Origin of the sequence: Streptomyces sp. NPDC017936 (genome assembly GCF_044328485.1) — a bacterium.
Classification (GTDB): Bacteria; Actinomycetota; Actinomycetes; order Streptomycetales; family Streptomycetaceae; genus Streptomyces.
In genome coordinates this window covers 210,026-235,338 of the sequence record NZ_JBIRHK010000001.1, presented here as the reverse complement: position 1 = coordinate 235,338, position 25,313 = coordinate 210,026, and the positions used below count along the sequence as shown (strand labels likewise).

Annotated in this window: 17 protein-coding genes; 12 read left to right on the top strand and 5 right to left on the bottom strand. The window is 73.9% G+C overall.

Translation table 11 applies throughout. The features are described 5' to 3' along the window. Nucleotides 1-66: 66 nt before the first annotated feature. A complete protein-coding gene (locus ACH4F6_RS00960) occupies nt 67-897 on the bottom strand; it encodes a helix-turn-helix transcriptional regulator (RefSeq protein ID WP_397957668.1) in 831 nt (276 codons plus the stop codon). Between the two features lie 146 nt (nt 898-1,043). Here ACH4F6_RS00960 and ACH4F6_RS00955 point away from each other — a divergent pair, with 146 nt between their 5' ends. After that, on the top strand, nt 1,044-1,805 hold the full coding sequence (locus ACH4F6_RS00955) for an SDR family oxidoreductase (protein WP_397957667.1): 762 nt from the start codon (nt 1,044-1,046) through the stop codon (nt 1,803-1,805). A 92-nt stretch (nt 1,806-1,897) separates the two neighbouring features. On the opposite strand, the gene ACH4F6_RS00950 is transcribed toward ACH4F6_RS00955, so the two are convergent. Together ACH4F6_RS00950 and ACH4F6_RS00945 are read right to left on the bottom strand one after the other, a co-directional pair. Next, the gene (locus ACH4F6_RS00950) at nt 1,898-2,101 is read right to left on the bottom strand and encodes a hypothetical protein (RefSeq protein WP_397957666.1); all 204 of its coding nucleotides are present in this window, start codon (nt 2,099-2,101) and stop codon (nt 1,898-1,900) included. Between the two features lie 58 nt (nt 2,102-2,159). After that, nucleotides 2,160-3,005 (bottom strand): RICIN domain-containing protein, encoded by an 846-nt coding sequence (locus tag ACH4F6_RS00945; RefSeq protein WP_397957665.1) that lies wholly within the window; start codon nt 3,003-3,005, stop codon nt 2,160-2,162. Between the two features lie 471 nt (nt 3,006-3,476). Here ACH4F6_RS00945 and ACH4F6_RS00940 point away from each other — a divergent pair, with 471 nt between their 5' ends. The 4 genes from ACH4F6_RS00940 (at nt 3,477) to ACH4F6_RS00925 (ending at nt 9,987) form a co-directional block, all read left to right on the top strand. Then, nucleotides 3,477-4,526, top strand: coding sequence for a sugar-binding transcriptional regulator (locus ACH4F6_RS00940; protein ID WP_397957664.1), 1,050 nt, complete (start codon nt 3,477-3,479; stop codon nt 4,524-4,526). Next, nucleotides 4,523-5,182: a type VII secretion system-associated protein gene (locus tag ACH4F6_RS00935; protein WP_397957663.1), complete on the top strand. Its 660-nt coding sequence runs from the start codon at nt 4,523-4,525 to the stop codon at nt 5,180-5,182. Before ACH4F6_RS00940 ends, ACH4F6_RS00935 begins: the two co-directional genes overlap by 4 nt. A gap of 2,744 nt (nt 5,183-7,926) precedes the next feature. Next, nucleotides 7,927-8,679, top strand: a complete 753-nt coding sequence (locus tag ACH4F6_RS00930; protein ID WP_397957662.1) for a hypothetical protein — start codon at nt 7,927-7,929, stop codon at nt 8,677-8,679. Between the two features lie 63 nt (nt 8,680-8,742). Next, on the top strand, nt 8,743-9,987 hold the full coding sequence (locus tag ACH4F6_RS00925; RefSeq protein WP_397957661.1) for a hypothetical protein: 1,245 nt from the start codon (nt 8,743-8,745) through the stop codon (nt 9,985-9,987). Between the two features lie 70 nt (nt 9,988-10,057). On the opposite strand, the gene ACH4F6_RS00920 is transcribed toward ACH4F6_RS00925, so the two are convergent. Beyond that, complete coding sequence (locus tag ACH4F6_RS00920; protein ID WP_397957660.1) at nt 10,058-13,381, bottom strand: right-handed parallel beta-helix repeat-containing protein; 3,324 nt, start codon at nt 13,379-13,381, stop codon at nt 10,058-10,060. A 73-nt stretch (nt 13,382-13,454) separates the two neighbouring features. On the opposite strand from ACH4F6_RS00920, the gene ACH4F6_RS00915 reads away from it, so the two are divergent. After that, entirely contained in the window at nt 13,455-14,684 is a 1,230-nt protein-coding gene (locus ACH4F6_RS00915) for a S8 family serine peptidase (protein WP_397957659.1), read from the top strand. Nucleotides 14,685-14,965: 281 nt separating this feature from the next. On the opposite strand, the gene eccCa is transcribed toward ACH4F6_RS00915, so the two are convergent. After that, complete coding sequence (eccCa, locus tag ACH4F6_RS00910) at nt 14,966-18,946, bottom strand: type VII secretion protein EccCa (RefSeq protein WP_397958193.1); 3,981 nt, start codon at nt 18,944-18,946, stop codon at nt 14,966-14,968. A gap of 302 nt (nt 18,947-19,248) precedes the next feature. Here eccCa and eccD point away from each other — a divergent pair, with 302 nt between their 5' ends. The 6 genes from eccD to ACH4F6_RS00880 all read left to right on the top strand — a co-directional run. Continuing rightward, a complete protein-coding gene (gene eccD / locus ACH4F6_RS00905) occupies nt 19,249-20,646 on the top strand; it encodes a type VII secretion integral membrane protein EccD (protein WP_397957658.1) in 1,398 nt (465 codons plus the stop codon). A 17-nt stretch (nt 20,647-20,663) separates the two neighbouring features. After that, entirely contained in the window at nt 20,664-22,145 is a 1,482-nt protein-coding gene (gene eccB / locus ACH4F6_RS00900) for a type VII secretion protein EccB (protein ID WP_397957657.1), read from the top strand. A gap of 372 nt (nt 22,146-22,517) precedes the next feature. Further along, the gene (locus ACH4F6_RS00895; protein ID WP_397957656.1) at nt 22,518-22,862 is read left to right on the top strand and encodes a hypothetical protein; all 345 of its coding nucleotides are present in this window, start codon (nt 22,518-22,520) and stop codon (nt 22,860-22,862) included. Between the two features lie 68 nt (nt 22,863-22,930). Beyond that, nucleotides 22,931-23,251: a WXG100 family type VII secretion target gene (locus ACH4F6_RS00890; RefSeq protein ID WP_397957655.1), complete on the top strand. Its 321-nt coding sequence runs from the start codon at nt 22,931-22,933 to the stop codon at nt 23,249-23,251. A 28-nt stretch (nt 23,252-23,279) separates the two neighbouring features. Then, complete coding sequence (locus ACH4F6_RS00885; RefSeq protein WP_397957654.1) at nt 23,280-23,726, top strand: type VII secretion system-associated protein; 447 nt, start codon at nt 23,280-23,282, stop codon at nt 23,724-23,726. 12 nt (nt 23,727-23,738) lie between these two features. Beyond that, nucleotides 23,739-25,313 (top strand): AAWKG family protein (locus ACH4F6_RS00880; protein WP_397957653.1); only part of this gene is annotated, 1,575 nt, incomplete at its 3' end.

The following is a 25,313-nucleotide window of genomic DNA, read 5'->3' as shown; positions in this document are numbered from 1 at the left end:
GGGCCGAACGGAGCGGGCGCCGGGGCGACGGCGGCGTGCGTGCCGGGCCTGCGCGTGCCGGCGGCTTCAGACCGTGTGAGCCGGGGCCCAGCTGCCCAGGAGGGCCAGTCGCTGCGCCGTCTCCGAGCCTGGCTCCGGTGTGTAGACGACGAGGGTCTGCTCCGGTTCCGCGGGGACCGACAGGGACTCGTAGGGCAGGGTCAGCCGGCCCGCGACGGGGTGGTGGACGCGTTTGGCGCCGTACGCGCACGCCTTGACCTGGTGGTCGGCCCACAGGAGGCGGAAGTCCTCGCTCTCGAGGGAGAGTTCGCCGACGAGTTCGCGCAGGGCGGGGTCGTCGGGGCGGGTGCCCGCGTTCAGCCGCAGGTTGGCCACGGTCTGGGCGGCGACCGCCGTCCAGTCGGGGTAGAAGACGCGGCTGTCGGGGTCCAGGAACAGCTGGCGGACGACGTTGCGCCGTGCGGGCGGCACACGGCTGAAGCCGTTCAGGGCGTCGCCCAGCGTGTTCCAGGCCAGGACGTCCATGGCGGGCCCGAGGACGAAGGCGGGGGTGTGGTGCATGCTGTCGAGCAGGGCCTGGATGCCGGGCCGGACCAGGGGCGCGGCCCGGCGGCTCCTGCGTCGCCCGGACGGCCGGGCCACCGCGTGGAGGTAGGCGTGCTCCTGCTCGTCCAGCCGCAGCACGCGTGCGAGGGCGTCGAGCACGGCGCCCGAGACGCTGGGGCCGCGGCCCTGTTCGAGGCGGATGTAGTAGTCGACGCTGACGCCGGCCAGCTGGGCCACCTCCTCCCGGCGCAGGCCGGGAACGCGGCGCCGTCCGTGTGCGGGGAGCCCCACCTCCTGCGGCTGGAGGCGAGCGCGGCGTGAGCGCAGGAAGTCTCCGAGGGTGCCGTCCATGGACCCGATCGTAGGGGAGCCGGCGGGATCCCAGCCTGGTACTGCCGGACCCAGGAAAAAGGGAGCCCTGGGCAGCGCCGGCCGGGCGGCACAGAGTGGTCGGTGTCGCCGGGAGACGCCCGGCGCCTTCCCCCCGAGGAGCACTCATGCCGTACGAGAACCTGGCCGGCCGCACCGCCGTCGTCACCGGTGCCGCGAGCGGCATCGGCGAGGCCGTGGCGGTGCTGCTGGCCGAACAGGGCGCGCGGGTCGCGCTGCTGGCGCGGCGCCGCGATCGGCTGGACGGCATCGTGGAGAAGATCCGGGCGGACGGCGGCCGGGCGCTCGCCGTCGCCGCCGACGTGACCGACGCCGCTTCGGTGGACGCGGCGGCCGAACGGATCCACGCCGAGTACGGGGCCGTCGACCTGGTCGTCAACAACGCGGGCGTCATGCTGCCCAACCCGGTCGACGACGGCCGTGTCGACGAGTGGCAGCGGATGATCGACACGAACGTCACCGGGGTGCTGCGGGTGATCCGAGCCTTCACCGGCGATCTGGTCGGCGCGGCCGCCGCCGGCCGTACCGCGGACCTCGTGAACATCTCGTCCATCGGCGCGCACGTCCCGTTCCCCACCTACGCGGTGTACGGGGCGACCAAGGCGGCGCTGACGTACCTCTCCCAGTCCCTGCGCACCGAGTTCGGGCCGCGGGACGTGCGGGTCACCAACATCGAACCGGGGCTGACGTCCACCGAACTGGCCACGCACATCGACAGCGACGCGCTGCGGGAGGAGATCGACGGCATGCTGCGGGAGACGGGCTCACTGTCCCCGCAGGAGCTCGCCGACGTCGTCGCGTACGTCAGCAGCCGTGCCCGGCACGTCAACCTGCGGCAGATCGTGGTGCTGCCCACCCGGCAGGCGTGAGGCCGGCCCTCCGGCCGGGCGGGCGGTGCCGCGCCGACCGCGGTACGCACGCGGCGGGCGGCACCGGGGACCCGGCGCCGCCCGCCGCGTCCTCAGGTGCCGATGGTGGCCTGCGGCCCCGAGAAGGAAGCCAGCAGGGCGGGCACGTCGGCTGCCGCGTCCAGGGTGTAGGAGTAGTGGTCGCTCGGCTTGAACGTGGTTCCGTAGGTCTGCGCCTTGCCGGTGCAGCTGACGCAGATGCTGCCGGTCTGGGTGAGGGACGCGGCCGTGGTGTCGTTGTAGTAGGGGTTGGCCACGTTCTTGAAGTAGCTGTTCTCGATGACCGTCTTCGACGACCCCCGCGACAGGTTGCCGTTAGGACGCCACGTTCTCCAGGTAGTTGTTGTAGAGGTGCGCCAGGGCGACGTCGTCGATGCTGGGGTTGCGCTGGTTGGTGTCGTGGATCCAGTTGTGGTGGATCGTCATGCGGGCGGTGACGTTGTCCGTCCAGCCGATGCCGAACGCCTTGTTGACCTCGCCGAGCCGGTTCCAGGAGACCGTCAGGTAACTGGTGTCCTTGCGGCTGTCGATCAGTCCGTCGTTCATCCGGACGATCGTGTTGTGGTCGATCCAGACGTGGTCGGCGGTGTCCATCTGGATGCCGTCGTAGTCGTAGACCTTGTCGTCGGGATCGTCGTCGGCCATGCGGGTGTCGCGGATGGTGAGGGTGCGGATGATGACGTTGCGGACGCCGGAGCCGAGGAAGAACCCGCCGTTCACGATCTGGCCGGAGGTGCCGACGCCGACGATGGTCTTGTCGGACGTCACCGGTATCTCGTGACCGTACGGGGTGACGGTGACGGCGCCCGACACCCTGATCACGTAGGCCGCGCTCGCGGTCGCGTACTTCACCAGGTCGGCGTAGGTGCTGACGGTGACGGTGGTGCCGCCCGCGCCGCCGGTGGTCCCGCCGCCGGTGGAGGCGAACCCGTCCGCCGCGGCGGGCCAGGTGCGGTCGCCGACGGACCGGAACGCCCACTGCTTGTTGCTGTTGGCGGTGCAGGTCTCCTGGATGACCGGGTTGCCGCTGGCGGTGGAGGCGTCCTTGTCGCTGACGCACAGGCCGCTGTCGACGTTCCTGATCCGGCACCGCCCGCTGCCGACGTCCGCGAGGGTGAACTGCTGCCAGGGGGAGTTGGTCGTGCAGCCCCACTGCTGCAACGCGGCCCCCGTCGGCCGTCGAGGCGCCGGGCACGTCGATGCACATGCCGCTCTTGCGCACCACGAGCCGGCAGGCGACGCCCGTGGCGGGCGCCGCCGAGGCGTGGGGCGCGGCGACCACGCCGGACGCACCACGAGGGCCTGGTCACTCCCGAGCGGCTGTGGTTCGACACGGCCTCGCCCCGGCTCCCGTCGCCCCCGCCGGAGCGACGCGGACCGCCCCGCGCTCACGTCGACGCCGCGCGGCACGGGCCTCCCGAGGCGCGGGTGGAGGAGGGGAGCCGAATGGCTCCCTCACTTCCCTGACGTGGGCGACCCGTTCGGGAACCGGAGGGTCCGGTCTCCGCGGTCACCGGGGTCTCTGGTGTCACTCCGATGTCGTTTTCCCGTCATATGCTGCTCACTTCACCCAGATGAACTAGCGCGAGAAGTGACGTAAGTTGACGATCGATGAGTGCGCGGAGAGACGACATGGCCGAACCGGCTGAGGTGGTGGCGTTACCCGCGCCGATCGACACACTCCTCGCCGCCGCCGTCGCCCGGCGCTTCTACCTGGAGCAGCGGTCGAAGGTGGAGATCGCCAAGGAGTTCGGCATCAGCCGGTTCAAGGTCGCCCGCCTCCTCGACGCGGCCGTGGCCCACGAGATCGTGCGGATCGACATCACCGTCCCGGCCGAGATCGACGTCCCGCTCGGGCGGGCCCTGACCGAGCGGTTCGGACTCCGGCACGGCATCGTCGTCGACCTGGCCCGCGTCGAGGGCGGTACGGCGTCCCCCGCGGACCGGCGCCGGAGCGACCGCTGGCTCGGCACGGCGGCGGCCCGGCTGCTCTCGGAGATCGCCGAGGAGGGCGACGTCCTCGGCCTGGACGGCAGCCACGTGGCGGACGCGCTGAGCGAGGCGGTCACCCGGCTGCCGCCCTGTGACGTCGTCCAGCTGACCGGGGTGCACGGACGGGACCTCGCCCACGACTCCGCGATCGCCGCGGTCCGCCGTACGGCGGCCGCGGGAGGCGGCGGGGCGTTCCCGCTCCACGCCCCGTTCCTCCTGCCCGACGCGGTGACGGCCGCCGTCCTGCGCAGCCAGCCCGCCACCGCCGAGACGCTCGACCGGTTCGGCCTGGTCACCAAGGCCGTCGTCGGCGTCGGCGCGTGGGACGCCCCGCACTCCCCGGTGTACGGCGCCCTGTCCGAGCGGGAGCGGGAGACGCTCCGGGAGGCGGGAGCGTGCGCCGAGGTGGCCGGCCACCTCCTGGACGCCGCCGGCCGCATGCTGCCCACCGAGCTGAACGCCCGCACGATCGCGGTCAGCGCCGCCGAACTCCGCGGCGTCACGGAGCTGATCGGTGTCACGACCGGCGGACGCGGCACCGGGGCGGCCCGCGCCGCACTGAGGTCCGGACTGCTCACCGGAGTCGTCACGGACGCCACGACCGCGCGCCACCTCCTCCGGCACGACGACCCGGGCGACACGGCACGGACCGCGGCGTCGCCCCGATCCACCGAACAAGGACAGAGATGAGCCGACAGGACGGGGCGCTCCCGCCCGTTCCGGACGACATCCGTGAGGCGGGCCGCCTCGCCCCGGACCACTGGCTGGGGGTGGTCGACCCGATGTGGAACGGAGCGGGGAAACCCCCGGAGTGGGCGATGACCGGCCGGTGGCGGTCCGGTCTCGACGGCGAGATCGTCGCATGGGAGGACAACCCCGCGTACCGGCCGTCCCCGCGGGCGCTCGGCTGGCCCGAACCGGAGGACGAGGTGGACCGCGCCGTCCAGCTCGCGTCGACCGGGTACGGGCCCGGCGAGGCGGTGCCGGCCGCGCTGGTGGGGCGCGAGGTGGCCGTGCTGACGGCGCCGGGCGGCGGTCCGCTGAGCGCGGCGGCGTCGGACGGGACGCCGGTCGTGCCGGTGTTCACCTCGTCGGTGTTCCTGCACACCGCGGGACGCTTCGCCTTCGAACTGCTCGGCGTGGAGGACCTCTTGGCGCGTGTTCCCGAAGGACACGCGCTGTATCTGAACCCCCCGGCCGCGGTCAGCATGCTGCTGGACCCCGACGCCGTGCGCGACGCGGTCCGGGACGGCGCGGGGGAGCGGCCGCCCGCCGGCGCCGCCGACGGCCGCACCGCGCGGGTGCTGACCGAGGCCGTCCACCCGATCCGGGGGACGGACGCGTGAGCCGCTGGTCGTCCGTGATGCCGGGCCGGGGACGAAGGTCCGGCTCCGGTGCGGGCCGCCGCGGCACGGCGAGCCCGGCAGGCGGCGCGAGCGGCGCCGGGAACCGGGGTACCGGCGGCCCGCCGGTCGAGGACGTCGACGGCGTGCTGCTGGTGCGCTCGGTCGAGGACGACTCGTTCCCCCTGGACGTCGTGGCCGAGGTGGCGGGCGCCGTCGGCAGGGAGGGGGACGTCGTCACGGTGATCGTGGGCTCCGCCGCCGGGGGCGGGGCGCCCGACGCCGACCACTGGGCACGGCTGGGCGCGCTGCTGGACTCCCTCCGCGCGCGGGGCACCGACCGGGTCCGGCTCGTCATGTCCGGCGCCGGTGACGACCGGCCGGACCGGCCCTGCGTCGCCCGCAGGATCGCCGACGCCTGGGAGCTGGAGGTGACGGCTCCGGACGGGGCCGTCCTGATCACGCCCGGGGGCGCGCTCTTCGTCCACGGCGACTCCCGCTCCGGCTGGTGGCGGTTCACGCCCGGCGCGCGGCCCCGGAGGCTGGGCCGGCGCGCCCCGGCGCCCACCTGGGAGGAGGCGCTGGACGGGGTGCCCGAACGCACGGCCGGTGGCTGTGTCGTGGACCGTGTCCCGGCGGGCGTGCTGATCCGCCCGGCCGAGGCGCCCGGGCCGGCCCCCGACGACCTGTGCTTCTCCGTGCCCGTCGACTTCGAGCGCCTCACGGTGCTGGTCGGCGCCCCGCAGGCGGAGGACGTCGCCGCCGACGAGGTGGCCGCCGTCCTCGCGGGGCTGCCGGAGGCCGAGCGCGCCCGTTCCCGGCTCGCGCCCGGCGGCCGGCGCGATGTGCTGCGGCTCGGGCAGTCGGTCGCCGACCTGCTGGGAACCGAGGTGGAGGTGCTCACCGGCCTGCCGCTGCTCGACGACCACGCACCGCCCGGAACTCCTCCCCGGCCCACGCTGGTCGGGCGGGACGGCAGGCCGAGCTGGCGGCCGTTCGTGTCGTCCGTGGTCTGCGGGCCGGTCGACTCGCGGGGGCGGGCTCCGATACCCAGGCCGGTCGGACTCCAGCCGCCCGACTGGATACTCGGCGGCGGCGAACCGGGGACGCTGCGGCTGACGGACCGCTGGCAGGCGACGGTGACCCGGGCGGGACTCGCCCTGTGGGCACTGGACGGGCCCCGCCCCGGGCCGGTCGGACCGGCCGTCGACCCGGAGGTGTGCTCCGTCGAACTCGGCATGCCGGGACAGCCGTTGGACGACTCCCTGCTGCCCGCGCTGTCCCGTCTCCTGCAGGGCCTCGCGACCGACGTCAGGTCACGCACCACCCTGCTGGTCCGCGGCAGACTCCTGGCGGGCGACGGCGCCCTGCGCCGCCTGGCCGCGGAACACGGCGTACCGAACATCCGCTACGTCACCTCCGGCCGGCCCTCGCACCCCGGCCCGGCGACCGTCCGGCCGGTCACGACCGCGGAGCCCGGCCGTGTCCCACCGCCCGGGCGGGCGGCCCACGGGCCCGGTCCGGCCGCCGCGCTGCCGCCCGCCGGGACGGGCAGGACTGCCACCGGCCCGTCGGCTGCCGGGCCCGGTGGGGCTTCGCCGCCCGGTGGGGTGGTCCGTGAGCCGGGTGCGACCCCTGCGGTTCCGGGTGCCGGGGTGGGGCGCGGGTCTGATCGGGCTGCGGGTGGTCCGCGGGTGGGCGGGCCCGGGCGGGTGGTGTCGTCCGGTGCGTCGGGCCGGGGGACTGGTGCGGTCGCGGGTGGGTCTTCGGCTGCCGGGCCCGGTGGGGCTTCGCCGTCGGGCGGGGTGGTCGGTGAGCCGGGTACGACCGCCGCCGGGCCGGGTGCCGGGGTGGGGCTCGGGTCTGGCCGGGCTGCGGGTGGTCCGCGGGTGGGCGGGCCCGGGCGGGTGGTGTCGTCCGGTGCGTCGGGCCGGGGGACTGGTGCGGTCGCGGGTGGGTCTTCGGTTGCCGGGTCCGGTGGGGCTTCGCCGTCGGGCGGGGTGGTCGGTGGGTCGGGTGCGACCCCTGCGGTTCCGGGTGCCGGGGTGGGCCGGGGAGCTGGTGCGGTCGCGGGTGGGGCTTCGGCTGCCGGGTCCGGTCGGGTTCCGCCGCCCGGTGGGACGGCCGACGGGCCCGGAGCGGCTGTTCCCCGGCCCGCTGCCGGGGACGGCGGAGCGGCACGCCGTGACGGTGCGGCCGCCGCCGATCCGCAGGCCGCCGAGCCCGGGGCACCGGCGTCCGCGCCTGTCGCGTCCCCGGACGCCCTCCCGGGCGGTGGGACCGCCGAAGCGAACGGTCCTTCGGGCGCCGAGCCCGTTGCGTCCCCGGATCGCCGAGCGGACGGGGACGTTCCCGGCCGGCCGGCCGGGAACGCTGCGGAGCCCGTGGGCGGGCCGCCCGCTTCTCGCCCGGAGGCCGGTGGCCCCGGGGAAGCGGGGCGCCGGGCAGCCGTGCCCGAGGCGTCCTCGGAGTCCCTTCCGGAGCGACGGCCCGCCGCGGGGGCCGGGCCCGGGGCTTCCGGGCCCGTCGCCTCGTCGGACGACGCGCCGGCGGCCCCAGAGGCTCGGCCCGCCTCCGCGGCCGGATCGCGCACCGGCTCCGGCCCGCGCGCCGGAGCCGGCGGTCCGGGGCCGGACGGTGGCGCCGGCGAGGCGGCCGGCGGCCGGGCCGTACGTGCCGGGGCGCCGACGGGACCGCGGGGCCGGAGCGGTGACGCGCCCGCCCCGGACCGTGCCGCCCTTCCGTTCGTGCCCGGGCACGTCAGCGGGGCCGCCGAGCGCGCCGCGTTCCGGGACGCCGCGGCCGGCGCCTGGGAGGGGCACGCCGCCGCCGTGTCCCGGGTGCTCACCCGGATGCCCGCCCTGCGCGGTCACGAACTGGAGGCGGCCCGGGCCGACCTCGTCGCCGCGCACGCCTACCTCACCGCGGAGGAAGGGCCGTTGCACCACCGCGAGGTGATCCGGGACCTGCGCACCGGCGAGGGGCGCCTGCTGCCCTACGCCGGCTGCCTGGCGTCCGCCCTGCGCCGGCTGCCCTCCTACCGGGGCGTGGCCCTGCGCGGCGGGGGCGCCGACGGCCCCGAACCGGCGGCCGGCACGCTGCTGCAGGACCCCGCCCCGGTCAGTGCCCTGGCCGGAGCCTCGGCGCTCCCCTCCGGGGCCCCCGTGCGCTATGCGATCTGGTCCGTCACCGGGCGCAAGGTACGGCAGCTGCTCGACCGGCCGGGCGGCTCCTCGGAACCGTACGAGGAGATCGTCTTCGTGCCGGGGACCGGTTTCCGGGTGCTGGGGGTGCGGACCGTGCCCGCGGGCCCGTCCGTCGTGCTGCTGCGTGAGCTCCCCGGGAACGCGACCGCCTACATGGACGGGTCGCAGGAACTGAGCGGGCTGGACCTCAAGGCCCTCGCGCACCTCGAGGAGGCGCTCGCCAAGGGCTTCCGCGTCGGTGACGACCCGCAGTGGCCGGAGCGCTGTTCCGGGCCCGTGGGCCAGGACGGATAGCGGAGGGGGACCGCACCGCACGACCAGTTCCCACTCCACAGTCCTCACAGATCTAGGAGAACGATGGCAAGTCAGAAGAAGCCGCCCGCTCCCGACGGGCCCGACGGCACGGGCGGTGCCTCCGTCCGCAGGGCCGTCTCCCTCGGGTCGGCGGCGGCCGACCCCGGCCCGATGCTGGCGCCGGCCGCACGGCGCACGGCCGCACCGGAGCCCGGCGAGGGCGGCCCCGAGGCAGCGGGGACGGCCCGGCCGGCCCCGGACACCCCCGAGAGCGAGGCCGCCCCCGAGGCGCCCGCCGCCGGGGAACCGGCCGCGACGGCCACCGCGCCGGTCGCGTCCGCCTCGCAGGAGCGGCCGGAAGCGGAGCGCGGGAGCGCCGCAGAGCCGGCCACCGCTCTCCGGGCCGCCCCGGACGCCGAGGCCCGCGGGGTCGGCGCGACCGCGGCGGCCGGAACCGCAACCGCGGCGGCCGGTGCCGGTGCGGACGGACCGCCGTCCGGGAACCCGAAGAAGCCCCTGCTCGCCGCCGCCGGCATCGCCGGCGTCGTCCTCCTCGCGGTGCCGCTGCTGATCTGGGCCACGGACGACTCGCGGCAGAAGAAGGACAACGTGGCGGTGGCCGCCGGGTCCGACACGCTGCTCGAGGAGGAGCCCCTGGCGGTGCCGAAGGGCGACTACGCCCCGGCGGAGCCGACCCCGCAGCCGTCGACCGCGAAGCCGTCCGCCAAGCCGAGCCCCGTCGTCAAGAAGGCGGACCCGGTGCCGAGTTCGGCCCCGGCGAGCACGCCCGCCGAGACGCCGAAGACGGCGGAGGCGCAGGTGAAGGCGCCGGCAGCCCCCAAGCTCCCGCCGAACACCGCCGCCTACGCCGTTCAGCGGCTGGCCGCCTCGAACCCCGGCCGGCACATCTGCTACCGGGTGTACGCGAAGGGCTCCGGCTGGACGGCCCCCGTGTGCGACGGGGCCACCGCGGGCCAGGAGGGCAAGGGGCGGCCCATCACGGCCATCAACATCGCGGTGGCGGACGCGAAGAGGGTCAACGGCAACGAGTTCATCCAGAAGGACGGCTGGACCACCGAGTGGTCGGGCGCGGTCGACGGGACCGACCTGGTCCTGGGAAGAGCCGCCGCGGACGCGCCGAACCTCAGCGGCTTCACCATCGGCGTCGAGTCGGGCAACGTCTGCCAGAACCACAAGCTCGGCGAGCACGACTGGGGCGGCCTGGCGTGCGAGTCGCCCAAGGGCTGGATCTTCGGCGGGTCGACGGAGCCGCAGTTCTGGCTGGAGGCCGTCAGGTTCACCGTGTGAGGGACGTGACAGCGCAGTGGCGAACGCCCGCCGGCGCGAACCGGCGGGCGTTCGCCTTCGCTTCAGGGGGTCACAGGGCGGCCTCCCGCCGCCGCGCCGGCGGCAGGTCCTCCGGCAGCAGCGTGGTGAGGTCGGCGAGACTGGGCGAACCCAGCCCGCCCAGCCGGCGGGCCTGGCTCGTCATCATCGTCTCCAGCAACTGCCGGGCGAGCCGCGCGTTGCCGAAGGACCGGTCGCGAGGGATGGCGTCCACATGGGCGCGCAGCGCCTCGACGGTGGCGTCGGCGCACTCGTACCCGGAGGCGGCGGCATGCCGGGACACGATGGTGACCAGCTCGTCCGTGCTGTAGTCCTCGAACGTCACGAACTTGGAGAACCGGGACGTCAGACCGGGGTTGGAGGCGAGGAAGCGCTCCATCTCCTCGGTGTACCCGGCGACGACGACCACGATCTCGTCGCGGTGGTCCTCCATGAGCTTCAGCAGGGTGTCGACGGCCTCGCGGCCGAAGTCGTTGGACGATCCCTCGGGGGTCAGGGTGTAGGCCTCGTCGATGAACAGCACCCCGCCCAGCGCGCTGGTGAAGACGTCCTTGGTGCGCTGGGCGGTGTGGCCGACGTACTGGCCCACCAGGTCCGCCCGCGCCACCTCCACCAGGGAGTCGCGGGGGAGCACCCCCAGCGAGTGCAGGAGCCTGGCGTACAGCCGGGCGACGGTGGTCTTGCCGGTGCCGGGCGGTCCGCTGAAGACCAGGTGGTTGCTGATCCGGGGGGCGGGCAGCCCCGCGGCGATCCGCTGCCGGGCGTTGGTCAGCAGACTGACCAGGTCGGCGACCTCCCGCTTCACGGCGGCGAGCCCCACCATGGCGGTGAGCTCGGCCATCGGGTCGGACGCGTCGTCGGAGTCCTGTGCCGTGCCGCCGACGGCCGCCGCCTCCGCGTCGCCGACGTCCTGCGGCAGCAGCAGCGTCAGGTCGTTCTCCGCCGGGTCGGTCATGGCCGCGAGCCGGAACGCCTGCCGGTCCACCATGTCCTCGAACACGGCGCGGGCCGCGCGGCCGTTGCCGAAGGACGCGTCGCGCGTCATCCGCTCGAAGCGCACGGCGAGGGCCTCCCGGGTCAGCGGCCCGAGCTCGAACTGGTGCCGGTGGCAGAGGCTCTCGGTGATCGTCACCAGCTCCTCCACCGCGTAGTTGCCGAACTCGATGGTGCGGGTGAACCGGGAGGCGAGGCCCGGGTTGGCGGTGAGGAACGACTCCATCTGCTCGGAGTAGCCGGCCGCCACCACGACCACGTCGTCGCGGTGGTCCTCCATGAGCTTCAGCAGGGTGTCGACGGCCTCCCGGCCGAAGTCGTTGGACGTCCCCTCGACGGTGAGGGTGTAGGCCTCGTCGATGAACAGCACCCCGCCCAGCGCGCTGGTGAACGCCTCGGTGGTCTTGATGGCCGTACCGCCGATGACCTGCGCGACCAGGTCGGCGCGGGCGACCTCGACCAGATGCCCGCTCCTGAGCACGCCCAGGTCCGCGAGGATGCTGCCGTAGAGGCGGGCGACGGTGGTCTTGCCGGTGCCGGGCGGCCCCGCGAAGATCAGGTGCCGGCTCATCGACGGGACCGGCATGCCGAGCCGGCGCCGGCGCTCCGCGAGCTGGTTCAGGTTGACCAGCGTGCGCACCTGGTGCTTGACGTTCTCCAGGCCGACGAGCGACTCCAGTTCGGCCAGCGGGCCCTCGGGCTCCGGCTCCTTGCCGGGCCCGCCCGGGGCGCCGTCCTCGCCGGCCGTCCCGGCGGACTCGCCCCAGCTGTCCGGCAGGCCGTTGTCCGCGCTGGTCAGCAGCTCGACCGTGAGCCGTTCGCTCGCGCGGCTCTGGCGCAGTCCCGCGCCGCGGTTGTCGCGTACGACGCACCGGATGACGTCGACCGGTTCGGCGCTGTCGATCCGTACGCCGTCGCCCGTGCTGCCGGTGATCTCGCAGGCGGTGAGGGCGGCCCGGCCGCCGCGCGACACCTGCACGCCGTGGGCCCGCGAGCCGTGCACCCGGACCCGCTCCAGGGTGACCTCCGCGCCGTCCCGCACGCCGACCCCGGCGTCGGCGCTGTCGCCGATCTCGCAGTCCCGCAGGGTGCCCCGGCCGCGTTCGCCGACGAGGAGGCCCGTGCGGGCGGCGGAGTTCAGCACGGTGTCGCTGATCTCGGGGTCGGCGTCGTCGTCGATGCTCAGCGCGCAGCCGCCGGCGGACTCGACCTCGCAGTGCTCGAGCCGGCCGCGGCCGTCGTCGGTGAACTCGATGCCGTGGCCGCCCGCGCCGGTGACCCGGGCCCGGCGCAGCAGGGGGTCGGCGGCGGAGCGCACCGAGATGCCGACGCCGGCCGCGTCCAGGACCTCCAGGCGCTCGAACTCGGCCGTGGAGCCGTCCGCGAGCTGCACCGCCCCGGCGGTGTCGGCGCAGTCGCTCACGACGGTGTCCCGCAGCAGCGGGGCGCTGCCCTCGACGACCCGTACGGCGGCCTCGGTGGAGCCGTGGAACGAGCAGCCCTCCAGGATCCCGCGCGAGCGGTCCAGGACGAGCAGTCCGCTGCTCTTGGTGCGCCGGGTGACGCACCCGCGCAGCAGCGGGTCGGCGCCGCCGGAGATGACGACACCGCTCTGCGCGATGGACTCGAACGAGGTCTCCTCGATCTCCGGGCGGGCCATGCTGCTCACCAGCAGGCCGACGGACGTGTGGTGCACGGCGCACCGCAGCACCCGGGTCGAGCTGTGGCCCTCCAGGGCGATGGCGGGCTTGTCGGTGCCGGAGATGTCGCAGCCCTCCACGGTGCCCCGCGCCTCGCCGCTCGCCAGGACGCCGTTGGCCCGCGCGCCGCGGATGCGGCAGTCGCGGATCAGGGGTCCGGCGCTCTCGCCGAGGACCACCGCGGAGGTGCCGAAGTTCTCGAACGTGCAGTCCTCGACGATGCTCTCGGTCTGCGACGAGTCGACGAGCCCGGCGCCGCCGGGGTTGCCGATCCGGCAGCGGCGGGCGGCCAGCGAGCCCTTGCCGCGGACCAGCAGCGCCGTCCATCCGGCACCGGTCACGGTGCACCCGTCGAGGGCGGCCTGACCCGCCGGGACGTCCACGACCGCGGCCTCCTTGTCGCGGCCCCGCAGGGTCAGGGAGCTGAGCATCACGGCGTCGGCCATGAGGGTGACGGCGGTGCCGTCCCGCGGGCAGAGCTCGACGGTGCCCGGCTCGCCCTCGCCGACGATCGTCACCCGGTGCCGGATGACGAGGTTCTCGGCGTAGCGGCCGGGACGGACCCGGACCACCGCCCCGGTACGGGCATGGGCCAGCGCCTCACCGATCGTCTGGAAGCCGTCCGACCGTTCCGGGCCGACCGTGAGTATGTGACGTGCCACGCCTCGAACCTCCTTGTGCTGTGCGGTAGTTGGCGTTGTACGCCGTACATGTTGTGTGCATATCATGCGCCTCATGCGGAATGTCATGAAACGCCGGAGTGCGGGCCTCGTGCTGGCGATCGCCGTGGTCCTGCCGGTCACCGGGGGACCGGCCCTCGCGGCCCCGGCCGCCCCCGCCGCGTCGTCGGCCGGGCCCGGCGCCGACGATCCGGGGGCCACGCTGCTGCCCCCGCTGCCCGTCCGGCTCGGCGAGGGCAACCCGTGCACCGGGGCCTCCGGGCAGACGGCCACCGGAGCGGCGTGGTCGCAGACGGCGCTCGGGCTGTCCCGGGCCCAGCGGGTCTCCCGCGGCGGCGGGGTGACCGTCGCGGTGGTCGACACCGGTGTCGCCCCCGGCGTCCCCGGCCTGTCCGGCAGGGTGGAGTCCGTCGGCGGGGCGGGCGAGGACTGCGTGGGCCACGGCACGTTCGCCGCCGGCCTGATCGCCGCCGCACCGGTGACGGGCAGCGGCATCACCGGGGTCGCCCCGCAGGCGGAGATCCTCGCCCTGTCCGGCACCGACGACCGCGGAGTGCCCTCCGCGGAACGCGTGGCCGCCGGCATCCGGACGGCGGCGGACCGCGGCGCACGGGTCATCTACGTCGGCCAGGCCCTGCGCACCGGCGAGGCCGAACTCACCGCGGCCGTCGCCCACGCCACCCGCAACGACGCACTGGTCGTCGCCCCGGCCGCCCCGGACGCCGTGCCCCGCGAGGAGCAGGGGCCCGACGGCGAGATGCCCGAGGGCCCGTACTGGCCGGCCGCGGTGCCCGGCGCGCTCGCCGTCGTGGACTTCGGCCCCGGCGGCGTACGGCAGGAGAACGCGCCGCCCGCGCACGAGCCCGAGCTGTCCGCGCCGGGCGGCGCGATGGTCAGCGTCGGCCCCGGGGGCTCCGGCCACTACATCGGTTCCGGCGCCTCGCTGGCCGCGGCGGTCGTCGCGGGCGCCGCCGCGCTCGTCCGCGCCTACCACCCCGACCTCACGGCGGCGGAGGTCACCCGCCGGCTGCTGGACACCGCCTACCCCGCCGACACCCCCCGCCTCGACCCGTACGCGGCCCTGTCCCTGGTCCAGGACGGCACGGAGCCCGTCGCGCCGACCCCGGCCCCCGCACACATGCCACCCGCCGCCGACCCCACTCCCCACGACCGCTCCCTGACGATCGCGGCCGCGGGCCTGACGACGGTGCTCCTGCTCGCGGCCCTGGCCGCGGTCGTCCCCCGGGGCCGCACCCGCAACTGGCGTCCCCCGACCGCTCCCTGAGGGGGACGTCACCGTGACCGCCCGCGCCGGCCCGCCCGGCGCCGCCGCGGTCCGCGGACGGTCGTGCCGCGGGGCGACACGGGCGGGCGACGGGGGTCCCCCCGCTCGAACGGAGCCGGGAGCGGGGGAGGGCGGACGCGACGGCACCCCGCGGGCGCCGGGCCGCGCGACCACCCCCGGCCCGCACCGGCGCGGCGCACCCCGCGAGCCCCGGGCCGCGCCGCACCCGCAGGAGGCCGGCCCCGCAGGGGACCGGTCCTCACCCGTGGGGGACGGACGCGTCACGACGGGTCCTCCACCAACGCCGTCTGCACCTGCAGGGTCTTCCGGCGGGCGATCCGGATCGCCCGCCCCGGAATCAGCTCCCGCCCCTTCACGCTCCCGAAGAGGTAGCCCTCGCTCGGCGGGCACGACATCAACAGGCCGGGCGTGTTGACCTCCTGCAGCCGGCGCAGCAACGCCTCGTTCAGCCCGCGCCCCGCGCCCGCCGACGACCGCGCCACCACCAGGTGCAGTCCCACCTCGTGCCCCAGCGCCAGATGGTCCAGCAGCGGGGCGAACGGCTGCGCCATCGGCCCGCTGCCCACCATGTCGTAGTCGTCGACGAGGATGAACAGCCGCGGCCCCTGCCACCAGTCGCACAGCCGCATCCGCGACGGAGCGATGTCCTCGCCCGGAACCCGCTGCTTGACCGCCCGCGCCGCCCCGTCCACCAGTTCCCGCAGCATGTCCAGGGACACGGCGTGCCCGAGCCGGTACGCCTCCGGGACGCTCTCCACCAGCTCCCGCCGGTAGTCCACCGTCATGATGCGCGCCTCGGCGGGCGTGTACCGCTCGGTGATGCCCCGCGCGACCAGCCGCAGCAGGTTCGTCTTGCCGCTCTCGGTGTCGCCCACCACGATCAGGTGCGGGTTCTCGGTGAAGTCGTGCCACACCGGGGCCAGTTCGTTCTCGTCCAGGCCGATGGCGATCCGCAGGCCGTTCTCGCCCTCCGGCTCCGGCAGCTCCCCGACCGGCAGCTTCGCCGGCAGCATCCGCACCCGCGGCGCGGTGGGCCCCGTCCAGTTCTCGGCGATCGCGGCGACCAGTCCCGCGACCCCGTCGGCGAGGTCGTCGGCGTCCTCGACCCCGTCGACGCGCGGCAGCGCCGACAGGTAGTGCAGCTTGTCCGAGGTCAGCCCCCGCCCCGCGCTGCGCGGGACCGTCGCCGCCTTGCGGGAGTCGATCTGCGAGTCCATCGGGTCACCCATCCGCAGCTCCAGCCGGGTCCCGGTCTGGTCGCGCACCGAGGACGACAGCTCCACCCAGCGGGCGGTGGTGACCATCAGGTGGACGCCGTAGTTGAGCCCGCGGGCGGCCAGCGCGTTGAACGTGGGGATGTGCCGGTCGAAGTCCTGGCGCACGGTGGCCCAGCCGTCGATGGCCAGGAAGACGTCCCCGTGCGGCTCGTCGGGGAACTCGCCCGCCGCGCGCCGCTTGCGGTACGTGGCCATGGAGTCGATGCCGTGCTCCAGGAAGAACCGCTCCCGCCGGGCGAGCAGCGTGGTGACCTCCGCGATCGTACGGCCCACCCGCTCGGTGTCCACCCGCGCCGCGACCCCGCTCATGTGGGGCAGCCCGTCCAGCGCGGCCAGCGTGCCGCCGCCGAAGTCGAGGCAGTAGAACTGCACTTCGCGCGGGGTGTGGGTGAGGGCCAGCGCGGTGATGAGGGTCCGCAGCAGGGTGCTCTTGCCGCTCTGCGGCCCGCCGGCGACGGCCACGTGGCCGCCGGCCGCCGACAGGTCCACGGTCAGCAGGTCACGCAGTTGGTCGAAGGGACGGTCCACGACCCCCACCGGCACCGTGAGCCGTCCCCGCAGCGGCCAGTCCGCCGTGGTCAGGCCGTACCGCGGATCGGGCGCCAGCGGAGGCAGGATCTGGTCCAGGGTGGCCGGCCGGCCCAGCGGCGGCAGCCACACCTGGTGGGCGGGCGGACCCGCGCCGCGCAGCCGGTCGAGCGCCACCGACAGCAGCGTCTCCCCGCCGCCGTCCTCCCCGGCCTCCGGCCCCGGCCCGTCGGGCTCGCCCGCCGCGTCCGGGTCCGCGGGCGCGCGCGGCACCACCCACTCCGACGTCCACGGCACCACCTGACGCGCCACCTGCGCCTGCGCGACGGCCCGGCGCCGCCGGTACGGCCCCGAGACGTACGCGGCCCGGAACCGGGTGAGCGCGTCCACGCCGCTCTTGAGGAAACCGGCGCCCGGCTGCGCCGGCAGCTCGTAGGCGTCCGGCACGCCGAGCACGCCCCGGCTCTCCATCGCGGAGAACGTCCGCAGACCGATCCGGTACGACAGGTGGCTCTCGAGCTGGTGCATGCGGCCCTCGTCCAACCGCTGCGAGGCCAGCAGCAGATGGACCCCGAGACTGCGCCCGAGCCGGCCGATCATCACGAACAGCTCCATGAAGTCGCGGTGCGAGGCGAGCAGTTCGCTGAACTCGTCGACCACCACGAACAGGCTCGGCAGCGGCTGCAGCGGCGTCCCGGACTGCCGGGCCTTCTCGTACTCCAGCGCGGAGGTGTAGTTCCCGGCGGCGCGCAGCAGCTCCTGCCGCCGGATCAGCTCCCCGTGCAGGGCGTCCTGCATCCGGGCGACCAGCGCCACCTCGTCGGCGAGGTTGGTGATGACCGCCGAGGTGTGCGGCAGTTCGTCGAGGCCGAGGAAGGTGGCGCCGCCCTTGAAGTCGACGAGGACGAAGTTCAGCGTCTCGGAGGAGTTGGTCAGCGCCAGCGCCAGCACCAGCGTGCGCAGCAGCTCGCTCTTGCCGGAGCCGGTGGCGCCGATCAGCATGCCGTGCGGGCCCGTACCGCCCTGCGCGGACTCCTTGATGTCCAGCTCCACGGGCCGGCCCTCACCGCTCACCGCGATCGGCACCCGCAGCCGGGCACTGCCGGTCGACCGCTCCCACAGCGTGGCCGGGTCGTGCCGGTGCAGATCGGGGATGTTCAGCAGCGAGGTCAGCTCGACGTCGTCGGCGAGCGGCCGGGAGTCGTCGCCGCCCACGCTCATCCGGTACGGCGCCAGCAGCCGGGCGAGCGCCAGCGCGCCCGCCGTGCCCAGCCGGTCGGGCCGGCCGAGCACGGTCGACTGCTCCTTGCGGTCGCGGTCGGTGCGCACCAGCGCCACCCCGTCGCCGTCCACCTCCAGGCGCAGCGTGGTCCGCCCCGGCTTCCACGCGAGCGCCCCGGTGAGGTCGAGCACCACCGCGTTGCGGAACCCGTGCCCGTCGAAGCGGTGCCCCGCCGGCACCGTGCAGCCGTCGATCACGACGACCGTGTACGGCTCCTCACGCCCCGGCACCGCGTCGGGGTCGGCGCCCGGCCGCTCCAGGAACTCCGCGCCGAGCAGGTTCTCCAGTTCCGTGAAGGCCGAGGCGATCATGCGGGCCGGTCCGGCGCCGTCCTCCTCGTGCCGGTGCAGACCGTGCGGCAGCCACTTCGCCCACTCCCACTCCGCGCGCCGCTCGTCCGAGACGCACAGCGCGATCCACAGGTCGTCGGGGGAGTGGAACACCGCCAACTGCGCGAGCAGCGCCCGCACCTGGGCCCGTATCCGCTCCTCGTCCCCGCGGAACAGCACCTTCGACCAGGCCCGCAGGTAGATCGCGATGGGCTGGTCCCGGACGGTGGAGTAGGCCCGGGTGAAGCTGCGCAGCGCGTGCGCCGACAGCGGCTCCAGGTCCTCGACGGGCTTGGTCGACAGCGGCGTCAGCTTCATCGCGAGCCGCTGGTCGCCCACGCCCATCCGCACCTCGGCGAAGTCCTCGTCCGACGCCCGGCGTTCCCACAACCGGGTGCTGCGCACCAGCGACGACAGCGCGTCGGGCTCCGGGTGCCGCCAGGCGAGGGCGCGCTGCTGCTCCACGATGGACGCCCGCACCACGCGCCGGGTCTGCCGCAGGTACCGCAGGTAGTCGCGGCGCTCGCCCTTCATCCGCTGCTTGCGCTCGCCGTTGCGCCGCATGACCTGACCGAGCATCATCCCCGCCGACGCGACCACCATCACACCGAGCGCGATGTAGATGAACCCGCCACTGCTCTGGCTCATCCCCGGCCGCATGAACATCAGCATCATCGAGACCGACATCAGCGCCATCGGCAGGTACGTCCACACCGCGGAACTGTCCGGCACGACTTCCGGAAGCGTCGGCGGCTCCTGGAGACTCAGTTCCCCCGACGGCATGTCCGGCCCTTTGCGGCGGGCCGGCCGGCGGAACAGGATCACGCTCAACGAACGTCCTCCTCAATGATTTCTGAAGGAATACCGGGGGAGCCGCGCGGGAACGTCGCGGGTTTTCTCGTAAAGAGCTCGGAATCCCGCGCGACGGCAGCGGGAAAACGGCCAGGGGGTGCCGCGACGCCGAACTCCCGGAGTGGTGTTGCGAAAAGCCCGGCGTTTGGTCAAACTCGTCGGCGCATGCCCCGTCCGACTTTTCCGTCGCGTTCGGCGACCGGCCGGTGTGCCGCTGCCGCCTTCCAGCCACCGCGTGATCCCGTGGCCCGCCAGAAAGTGTGAAACCCGAACCCATGACTGAGATTCAGGCGGCAAGCCTGTGCCGCGTCACCGTACGTGCTCCGGCCAGGACCGTCGACCTGGCCGTGCCCTCCGACGTCCCCGTCGCCGACCTGCTGCCCACGGTGATCGGCTACGGAGGGGACGACCTGGAGGAGTCCGGCCTGGAGCACGGAGGGTGGGTGCTCCAACGCCTCGGCGGTCCACCGCTCGACCCCGAGAGTACCTTGGACTCCCTCGGTCTGCGGGACGGAGAGCAGCTTCATCTGCGGCCGCGTACCGAGGCGCTGCCCGAGGTGCACATCGACGACCTCGTCGACGGCATCGCCGAGGGCATGGGCCGCAGACCGCACGGCTGGAGCCCGGAGGCGGGCCGGCGGCTGCTGCGCGGACTGGCCGCGGCCACCCTCGCGCTGGGCATCGTGCTGCTGGCCATGCCGGGAACGGCGGGCTGGACGCGGGCGGTCGCCGCCTCGGCCGCCGGACTGCTGCTGATCGCCGGAGCGGGCTCCGCCTCCCGCGCCGTCGGGGACGCCGGAGCCGGCTCGGTGCTCGGCCTGATGGCGGCCCCCTACTTCGCCCTGGCGGGCTGGCTGCTGCCCGGCGGCGACCTCGGCGGCGCCGACGGCGAGGCCGTCCTCGGCGCACGGCTGCTGGCGGCGTCCGCGGCCGGCGGCGCGGGCGCGGTGCTGGCCCTGGCGGCGGTCGGCGTGTACCCGGCGCTGTTCATCGGCGCGGCCTGCGTCGCGGCGGCGGGCGCGCTCGGCGCCGCCCTGATCACCCTGGACCTGGCGCCGCAGCAGGCGGCCGGCGTGGTGGCCGTGGTGGTGGTGCTCTTCGGCGGGTTCGTCCCGTCCCTGTCGTTCCGGCTGGCCGGCATGCGGATGCCGCCCCTGCCGACCAACGTCCAGCAGCTGCAGCAGGGCATCGACCCGTACTCCTCCTCGGAGGTCGACGCGCGCTCCGCGCTGGCGGACGGCTGGATGACCGCCCTCTACGGCGCCATCGGCCTGGTGTGCCTGCCCTGCCAGGTGGCGCTCATGGCCGCGCCGGACCTCGCCGAGGTCCTCACCGTGGTGGCCCTCTCCCTCCTGCTGCTGCTGCACAGCCGGGGGCTGGGCAACGTCTGGCAGCGGCTGGCGCTGACCGCCGCCGGGGCCTGGGGCGTGGTCCTGCTGCTGTTCGTCTCCGCGCGCTCCCTCGCCCCGGCGGACCGGCTGACCCTGACGGCCGGTCTGATGGGCCTGGCCGCCGCGATCACCATCGCCTCGTGGACGGTGCCCGGACGGCGGCTCGTCCCGTACTGGGGGCGCGCGGCGGAGCTGCTGCACTCACTCGCCGCCATCGCCATCCTGCCGCTGACGCTCTGGTCGATGGGCGTCTACGGCCGGCTCCGCGGCATCAACGGCTGACCCGGGAGAACGGCGACATGCACAGCAAACGCGACCAAGTACAGGCGCACCTCTTCATCATGGGGCGGCTGGCCTCGGCCATGCTGCGCGCCGAGCCGGACTCCCCGGAGAGCCCGCTGGGCCGGACCAACCGCGGTGCCGCGATCGGCGTGATCATCGCCGTGCTGGTGTGCGCCGGCGCCTTCGTCTTCGGACTCATCCGGCCCGGCGGCAACGACTCGTGGCGCTCGGGGGAGAGCCTGATCGTCGACAAGCAGACCGGGGCGCGCTACCTGTACCTGGACGGGCGGCTGCGCCCGGTGCGCAACTACGCGTCGGCCCGGCTGGTCACCGGCGGCGACGTCGACGTCACGACGGTGGGCACGTCCTCGCTCGCCGGCACCCCGCACGGCACTCCCGTCGGCATCCCCGACGGGCCCGAGGCCCTGCCGGGGACGGGCGACCTGGACCGCGCCCCGTGGCTGGTGTGTTCCGGCGTCCTCCCGCGGACGACGGGCGTCGTCACGGCGACCACGACGCTCGCCCTCGGCACCGGCGCCCCGCGGGACGTGCCCGGCGGCCGGCAGCTGGGCGATGACGAGGGCCTGCTGGTCACGGGCCCGGACGACGCCACGTACCTGCTGTGGCAGGGCAGCCGGCTGCGCCTGGACGAGCGGGCGAAGGCGGCCGAGGCGCTCGGGTACGGCGATGTCGCACCCCGCCCCGTGTCCGCGGCGTTCCTCGACGCCTTCCCGCTGGGGCCCGACCTGGCCCCCGCCGACGTGCCCGGCCGGGGCGAGAAGGGCCCCGAACTGGCCGGGCGCAGCACCAGGATCGGGCAGCTCTTCCGGGTCGGCGTACCCGGCTCCGCCGACCGTTACCACCTGCTCACGCGGGAGGGGCTCGTCCCCCTGACCGACACCGGCGCCACCCTCCTGCTGGGCGACCCGCGGACACGGGAGAAGGCGTACGGCGGGGGCGCCGCGACCGTGGCGGAACTCGGCGCGGACACCCTGGCGGGGCATCTCGCCCCCGGCGCGCGGGACGCCGGACCGGGGGCGGCCCAGCTGCCCGCGAAGCCGCCGAAGGCGGTCGCCGTCGCCCCCGGCTCCGTGGCCTGCGCCGAGGTCGACTCCGCCGGCTCCGGTGTGCGGGTGGGCACCTCGGTGCTGCCCGAGGGCGCCCTGCCGGAGGCCGTGCAGGCGCCGTCGCCCGAGGTCGAACCGGGCTGTCTGAAGGTCGACTCCATCGCGGTGCGGGCCGGGAAGGGCGCGCTGGTCCGGGCGTTGAGCGCGAGCGGCAGCGCACTGGGCGACACCACGTACCTGGTGACGGACGAGGGCGTGAAGTACCGGCTGCTGTCCCAGGAGGCGGTGAAGGCGCTGGGCTACGAGGGCGTCGAGGCGCGGACGATGCCGTCCCCGCTGCTGGCCATGCTGCCCAGCGGCCCGGACCTGACCCCCGAGGCGGCGTCCGACGGCGAGGCACGGGTGACGCTGCGGTGCCCCGCCGGGGGGTAGCGGGCGGGAGCGGCCGGGCCCGTCGGCAGTCGTCCGGAAGGGAAATTCTCGGCGTACGCGCGGTCACCTCACGTTGAAGCCGGGCACCCGTGGATCCCGGTGGACGACGCCGATGCCCGATCTGTCCGGCCGGATTCACCGCGCCGCTCACCTGAGCGGCGCGAATTCCGGATCCTTGCTCAATCGAGCTCTCGGGTAAGGGACTTCGGGGTTCCGTCGGCAATTGCCAAACAAGTTGAGGCCTGCATAGCATCTGGCCATCCCATGGTCCCGCGAGTCAGTCGTGCTCGCCGGGACGCCCTGTCTGCCCACAGGGTGACATGGGGGCCGCAGCCCGGTGGGTTTCGCCGAAAAGGGAGTTTCCTCATGGCCATGCAGCAGTCCGAAGAACGCGCGACCCGTAATGGGATCATGGCGCTGGAACAGGCCTTCTCCGGTGTCCAGCGCTGCCAGCAGGACGTCCAGACCACGTCGCACACGCTCGCCTCGAATTACGGCGGTGTGGACGGCGGAAAGTACAAGAAACTGCTGGAGCAGTGGGACGAGCACGTCGACACCATCCTGATCAATCTGGACCGGATGGTCGACGAGCTCAACGGCACGCTCCGGGAGCACGGGCTGGTGCAGGGATCCACCAGCGACACGATCGACAGGGAGTACTCGCGCTCCACGCAGGTCTTCGACCAGCTCAACGGCACCCACACGTCGGGGAACTGACCCCGGCGCACCGGTGCCAGGCACCGGCCCCCCACTCTCTTCGTCATCCCGGTGAATCGAGGCATCCGATGGACTTCTCCGACGGCTACATCTACGTCGACTACAACCACGCCGAAGGCGCGGCGGACGACATGGTCAGCCAGTCCCAGTCGATCATGAGCATTCTGGCCAACCTGGAAATGGAGCTGGCCGAACTCAAGAACAGCTGGATCGGTGACGACAAGGACGTCTACAGCGAGGTCCAGGCGAAGTGGGACAACGCTGTCGAGAACATCAAGAACCTGCTCGCCAACCACTCCGGTCTGCTCACCGAGATCTCCGCCAACTACCGCTACACGGAGCAGAACCTGTCGCAGCGGTGGGGCGACATCAGGATCGGCAGCCGCTGACGCCGGCCGGTGACGGAAGGACGATCGCATGGCCGTCACGGTCCTCGACAGCACGTTCCTGAAGAACTTCATCAACAACCAGATCGACGGCTTCCGCACGACGCTGGAGAACATCCTCAAGGACAGTCCGACCGCCGGGCCGGCGATCTCGTTCATCGCGGACAGCATCTCGACCACGACGATCGACTCCGCGAAGCCCCTCGTCATCGGCCTCATGGCCGGCGAGAACAGCGCGGCGGGCGGGGGCGCCCTGAACAAGGTCATCCAGCAGGGCGCGGACGAGGTCGTGCGCATCCTGGAGGACCAGACGGTCCTCTTCGAGGACCTCGAACAGGCGCTGTGGGACACGATCGACGAACTGGCCAAGGCTCAGGGCAAGAACCTCGAGAACATCACCCCGGACGATTTCATGGACATCTTCGAGGATGTCGACAGTGATCTCGACAATCAGGGTGGCACCGAAGAGAAAGAGTAGCGGAGTTCGGCGATGGCCAACCCCGAGGACAACAACAACGACAACTGGAAAAAAGCGGTTGACCTGCTCACCGGCTATGTCCTGCCGGAGCGGAAGACGTTGTTCGACGATCTGAAGGGTAACGACGGCATCCCGCTGATCCACGTCCGGCTGGACAAGCACGGCGGCCCGGAGTACTCGTCGGGCTTCCTGTCCTCGAGCGGATGGAAGACGCACAACACCGACTACACCATCCCGTTCTACCGCCCCAGTGACGACTCCCAGGACGTGTCCGCCGGGAAGTACCTCTACCGGTACCGCGCCTACATCACCTTCCTCGCGTCCGGCCAGGACTGGCCGCCGGGCGGGGACGACGTGATCCCGGACTACACGAAGACGAGTGAGCGCCTGAAGGACAAGGGCGGCTGGAACAAAGAGGGCGAGAAGCTCGACTGGAACACCAACGCGCTGGTCCGGTACGTCTACGGCTCCAGGGACGCCCTCTCGCAGCTCACCATGTGGCCCTACTCGACCCACGGGTTCAAGAACCGCGGCTACCCGGTGAACGACGCCGACTATGTCGACCTGCTCACCTTCACGAAAACGGCCAAGGCCTTCGACCGGGTCGTGAAGTTCTTCGAGGACAGCGCGGTCACCATCGGCAAGTGGGACACCGAGAACATCGGAGAGGGCAGCGACGCCTGGGACGGCACGTCGGCCGCCGTCTTCAAGGAGCTCATCCACAAGCTGGCCCGGAACTACGAGGGCTACGCCGACCAGCTCAACGGCAGGGGTGACGGCGGCGAGAGCGCCGTCACCGTCGACGGCGTGACGGTGACCTCCGAGCCGGCCCGGGCACTGGCCGAGGCCCAGGGAGTTCTCCTCGCCCAGGCGCAGAAGCTCTCCGACGCCTGGAACGCGTGGAAGGCCGAGAGCAATCCGCAGCGCTGGCTCTACGACATGCTGCAGAACGCCCGGCTGACCCTCTTCGACACCCAGTACGACAAGACGGACATCGAGACGGTGTCCAGCGGCTCCGGTCCGTACACCTCCTGGCACAACTACGTGGTGTCGACCACCGGCTTCCAGAACGACATCGTCATCGAGGGCAAGTCGTACGGCAAACCGAGCGAGATGACCACGTGGAAGGCGATCGCCGACGAGGCGGTGCGCCGGTGGGAGCAGTCCGTGCAGGACTGGCTCAGTACGGCGGGCGCCGAGGCCATCGTCGAGATCCACAAGGCCTTCAAGGCCGCGGAGAAGGCCTTCGACACCAGCATCACCGACAAGGACGACCGTCCCCTCTCCGAGATCTCCGCCAAGGAGGAGGCCGACGCCGAGAAGAAGAAGGCGGCGGCCGAAGCGGCGGCCGCCAAGGCGGAGGCCGAGCGGGAGAAGGCGGAGGCCAAGGCGGAAGCCGAGAGGGAGAAGGCGGAGGCCAAGGCCGAGCGGGAGCGCGAGAAGGCGGAGGCCGAGCGGGAGAAGGCGGAGGCCAAGGCGGAAGCCGAGAGGGAGAAGGCGGAGGCCAAGGCGGAGCAGGAGCGCGAGAAGGCCGAGGCCGAGCGGGAGAAGGCGGAGGCCAAGGCGGAAGCCGAGAGGGAGAAGGCG

Excerpts from the sequence above, each read along its gene's own strand:
- ACH4F6_RS00960 (WP_397957668.1), bottom strand. The coding sequence starts at position 897 with ATGGACGGCACCCTCGGAGACTTCCTGCGCTCACGCCGCGCTCGCCTC.
- ACH4F6_RS00955 (WP_397957667.1), top strand. The coding sequence starts at position 1,044 with ATGCCGTACGAGAACCTGGCCGGCCGCACCGCCGTCGTCACCGGTGCC.
- ACH4F6_RS00940 (WP_397957664.1), top strand. The coding sequence starts at position 3,477 with ATGGCCGAACCGGCTGAGGTGGTGGCGTTACCCGCGCCGATCGACACA.
- ACH4F6_RS00935 (WP_397957663.1), top strand. The coding sequence starts at position 4,523 with ATGAGCCGACAGGACGGGGCGCTCCCGCCCGTTCCGGACGACATCCGT.
- ACH4F6_RS00925 (WP_397957661.1), top strand. The coding sequence starts at position 8,743 with ATGGCAAGTCAGAAGAAGCCGCCCGCTCCCGACGGGCCCGACGGCACG.
- ACH4F6_RS00915 (WP_397957659.1), top strand. The coding sequence starts at position 13,455 with ATGCGGAATGTCATGAAACGCCGGAGTGCGGGCCTCGTGCTGGCGATC.
- eccD (WP_397957658.1), top strand. The coding sequence starts at position 19,249 with ATGACTGAGATTCAGGCGGCAAGCCTGTGCCGCGTCACCGTACGTGCT.
- eccB (WP_397957657.1), top strand. The coding sequence starts at position 20,664 with ATGCACAGCAAACGCGACCAAGTACAGGCGCACCTCTTCATCATGGGG.
- ACH4F6_RS00895 (WP_397957656.1), top strand. The coding sequence starts at position 22,518 with ATGCAGCAGTCCGAAGAACGCGCGACCCGTAATGGGATCATGGCGCTG.
- ACH4F6_RS00890 (WP_397957655.1), top strand. The coding sequence starts at position 22,931 with ATGGACTTCTCCGACGGCTACATCTACGTCGACTACAACCACGCCGAA.
- ACH4F6_RS00885 (WP_397957654.1), top strand. The coding sequence starts at position 23,280 with ATGGCCGTCACGGTCCTCGACAGCACGTTCCTGAAGAACTTCATCAAC.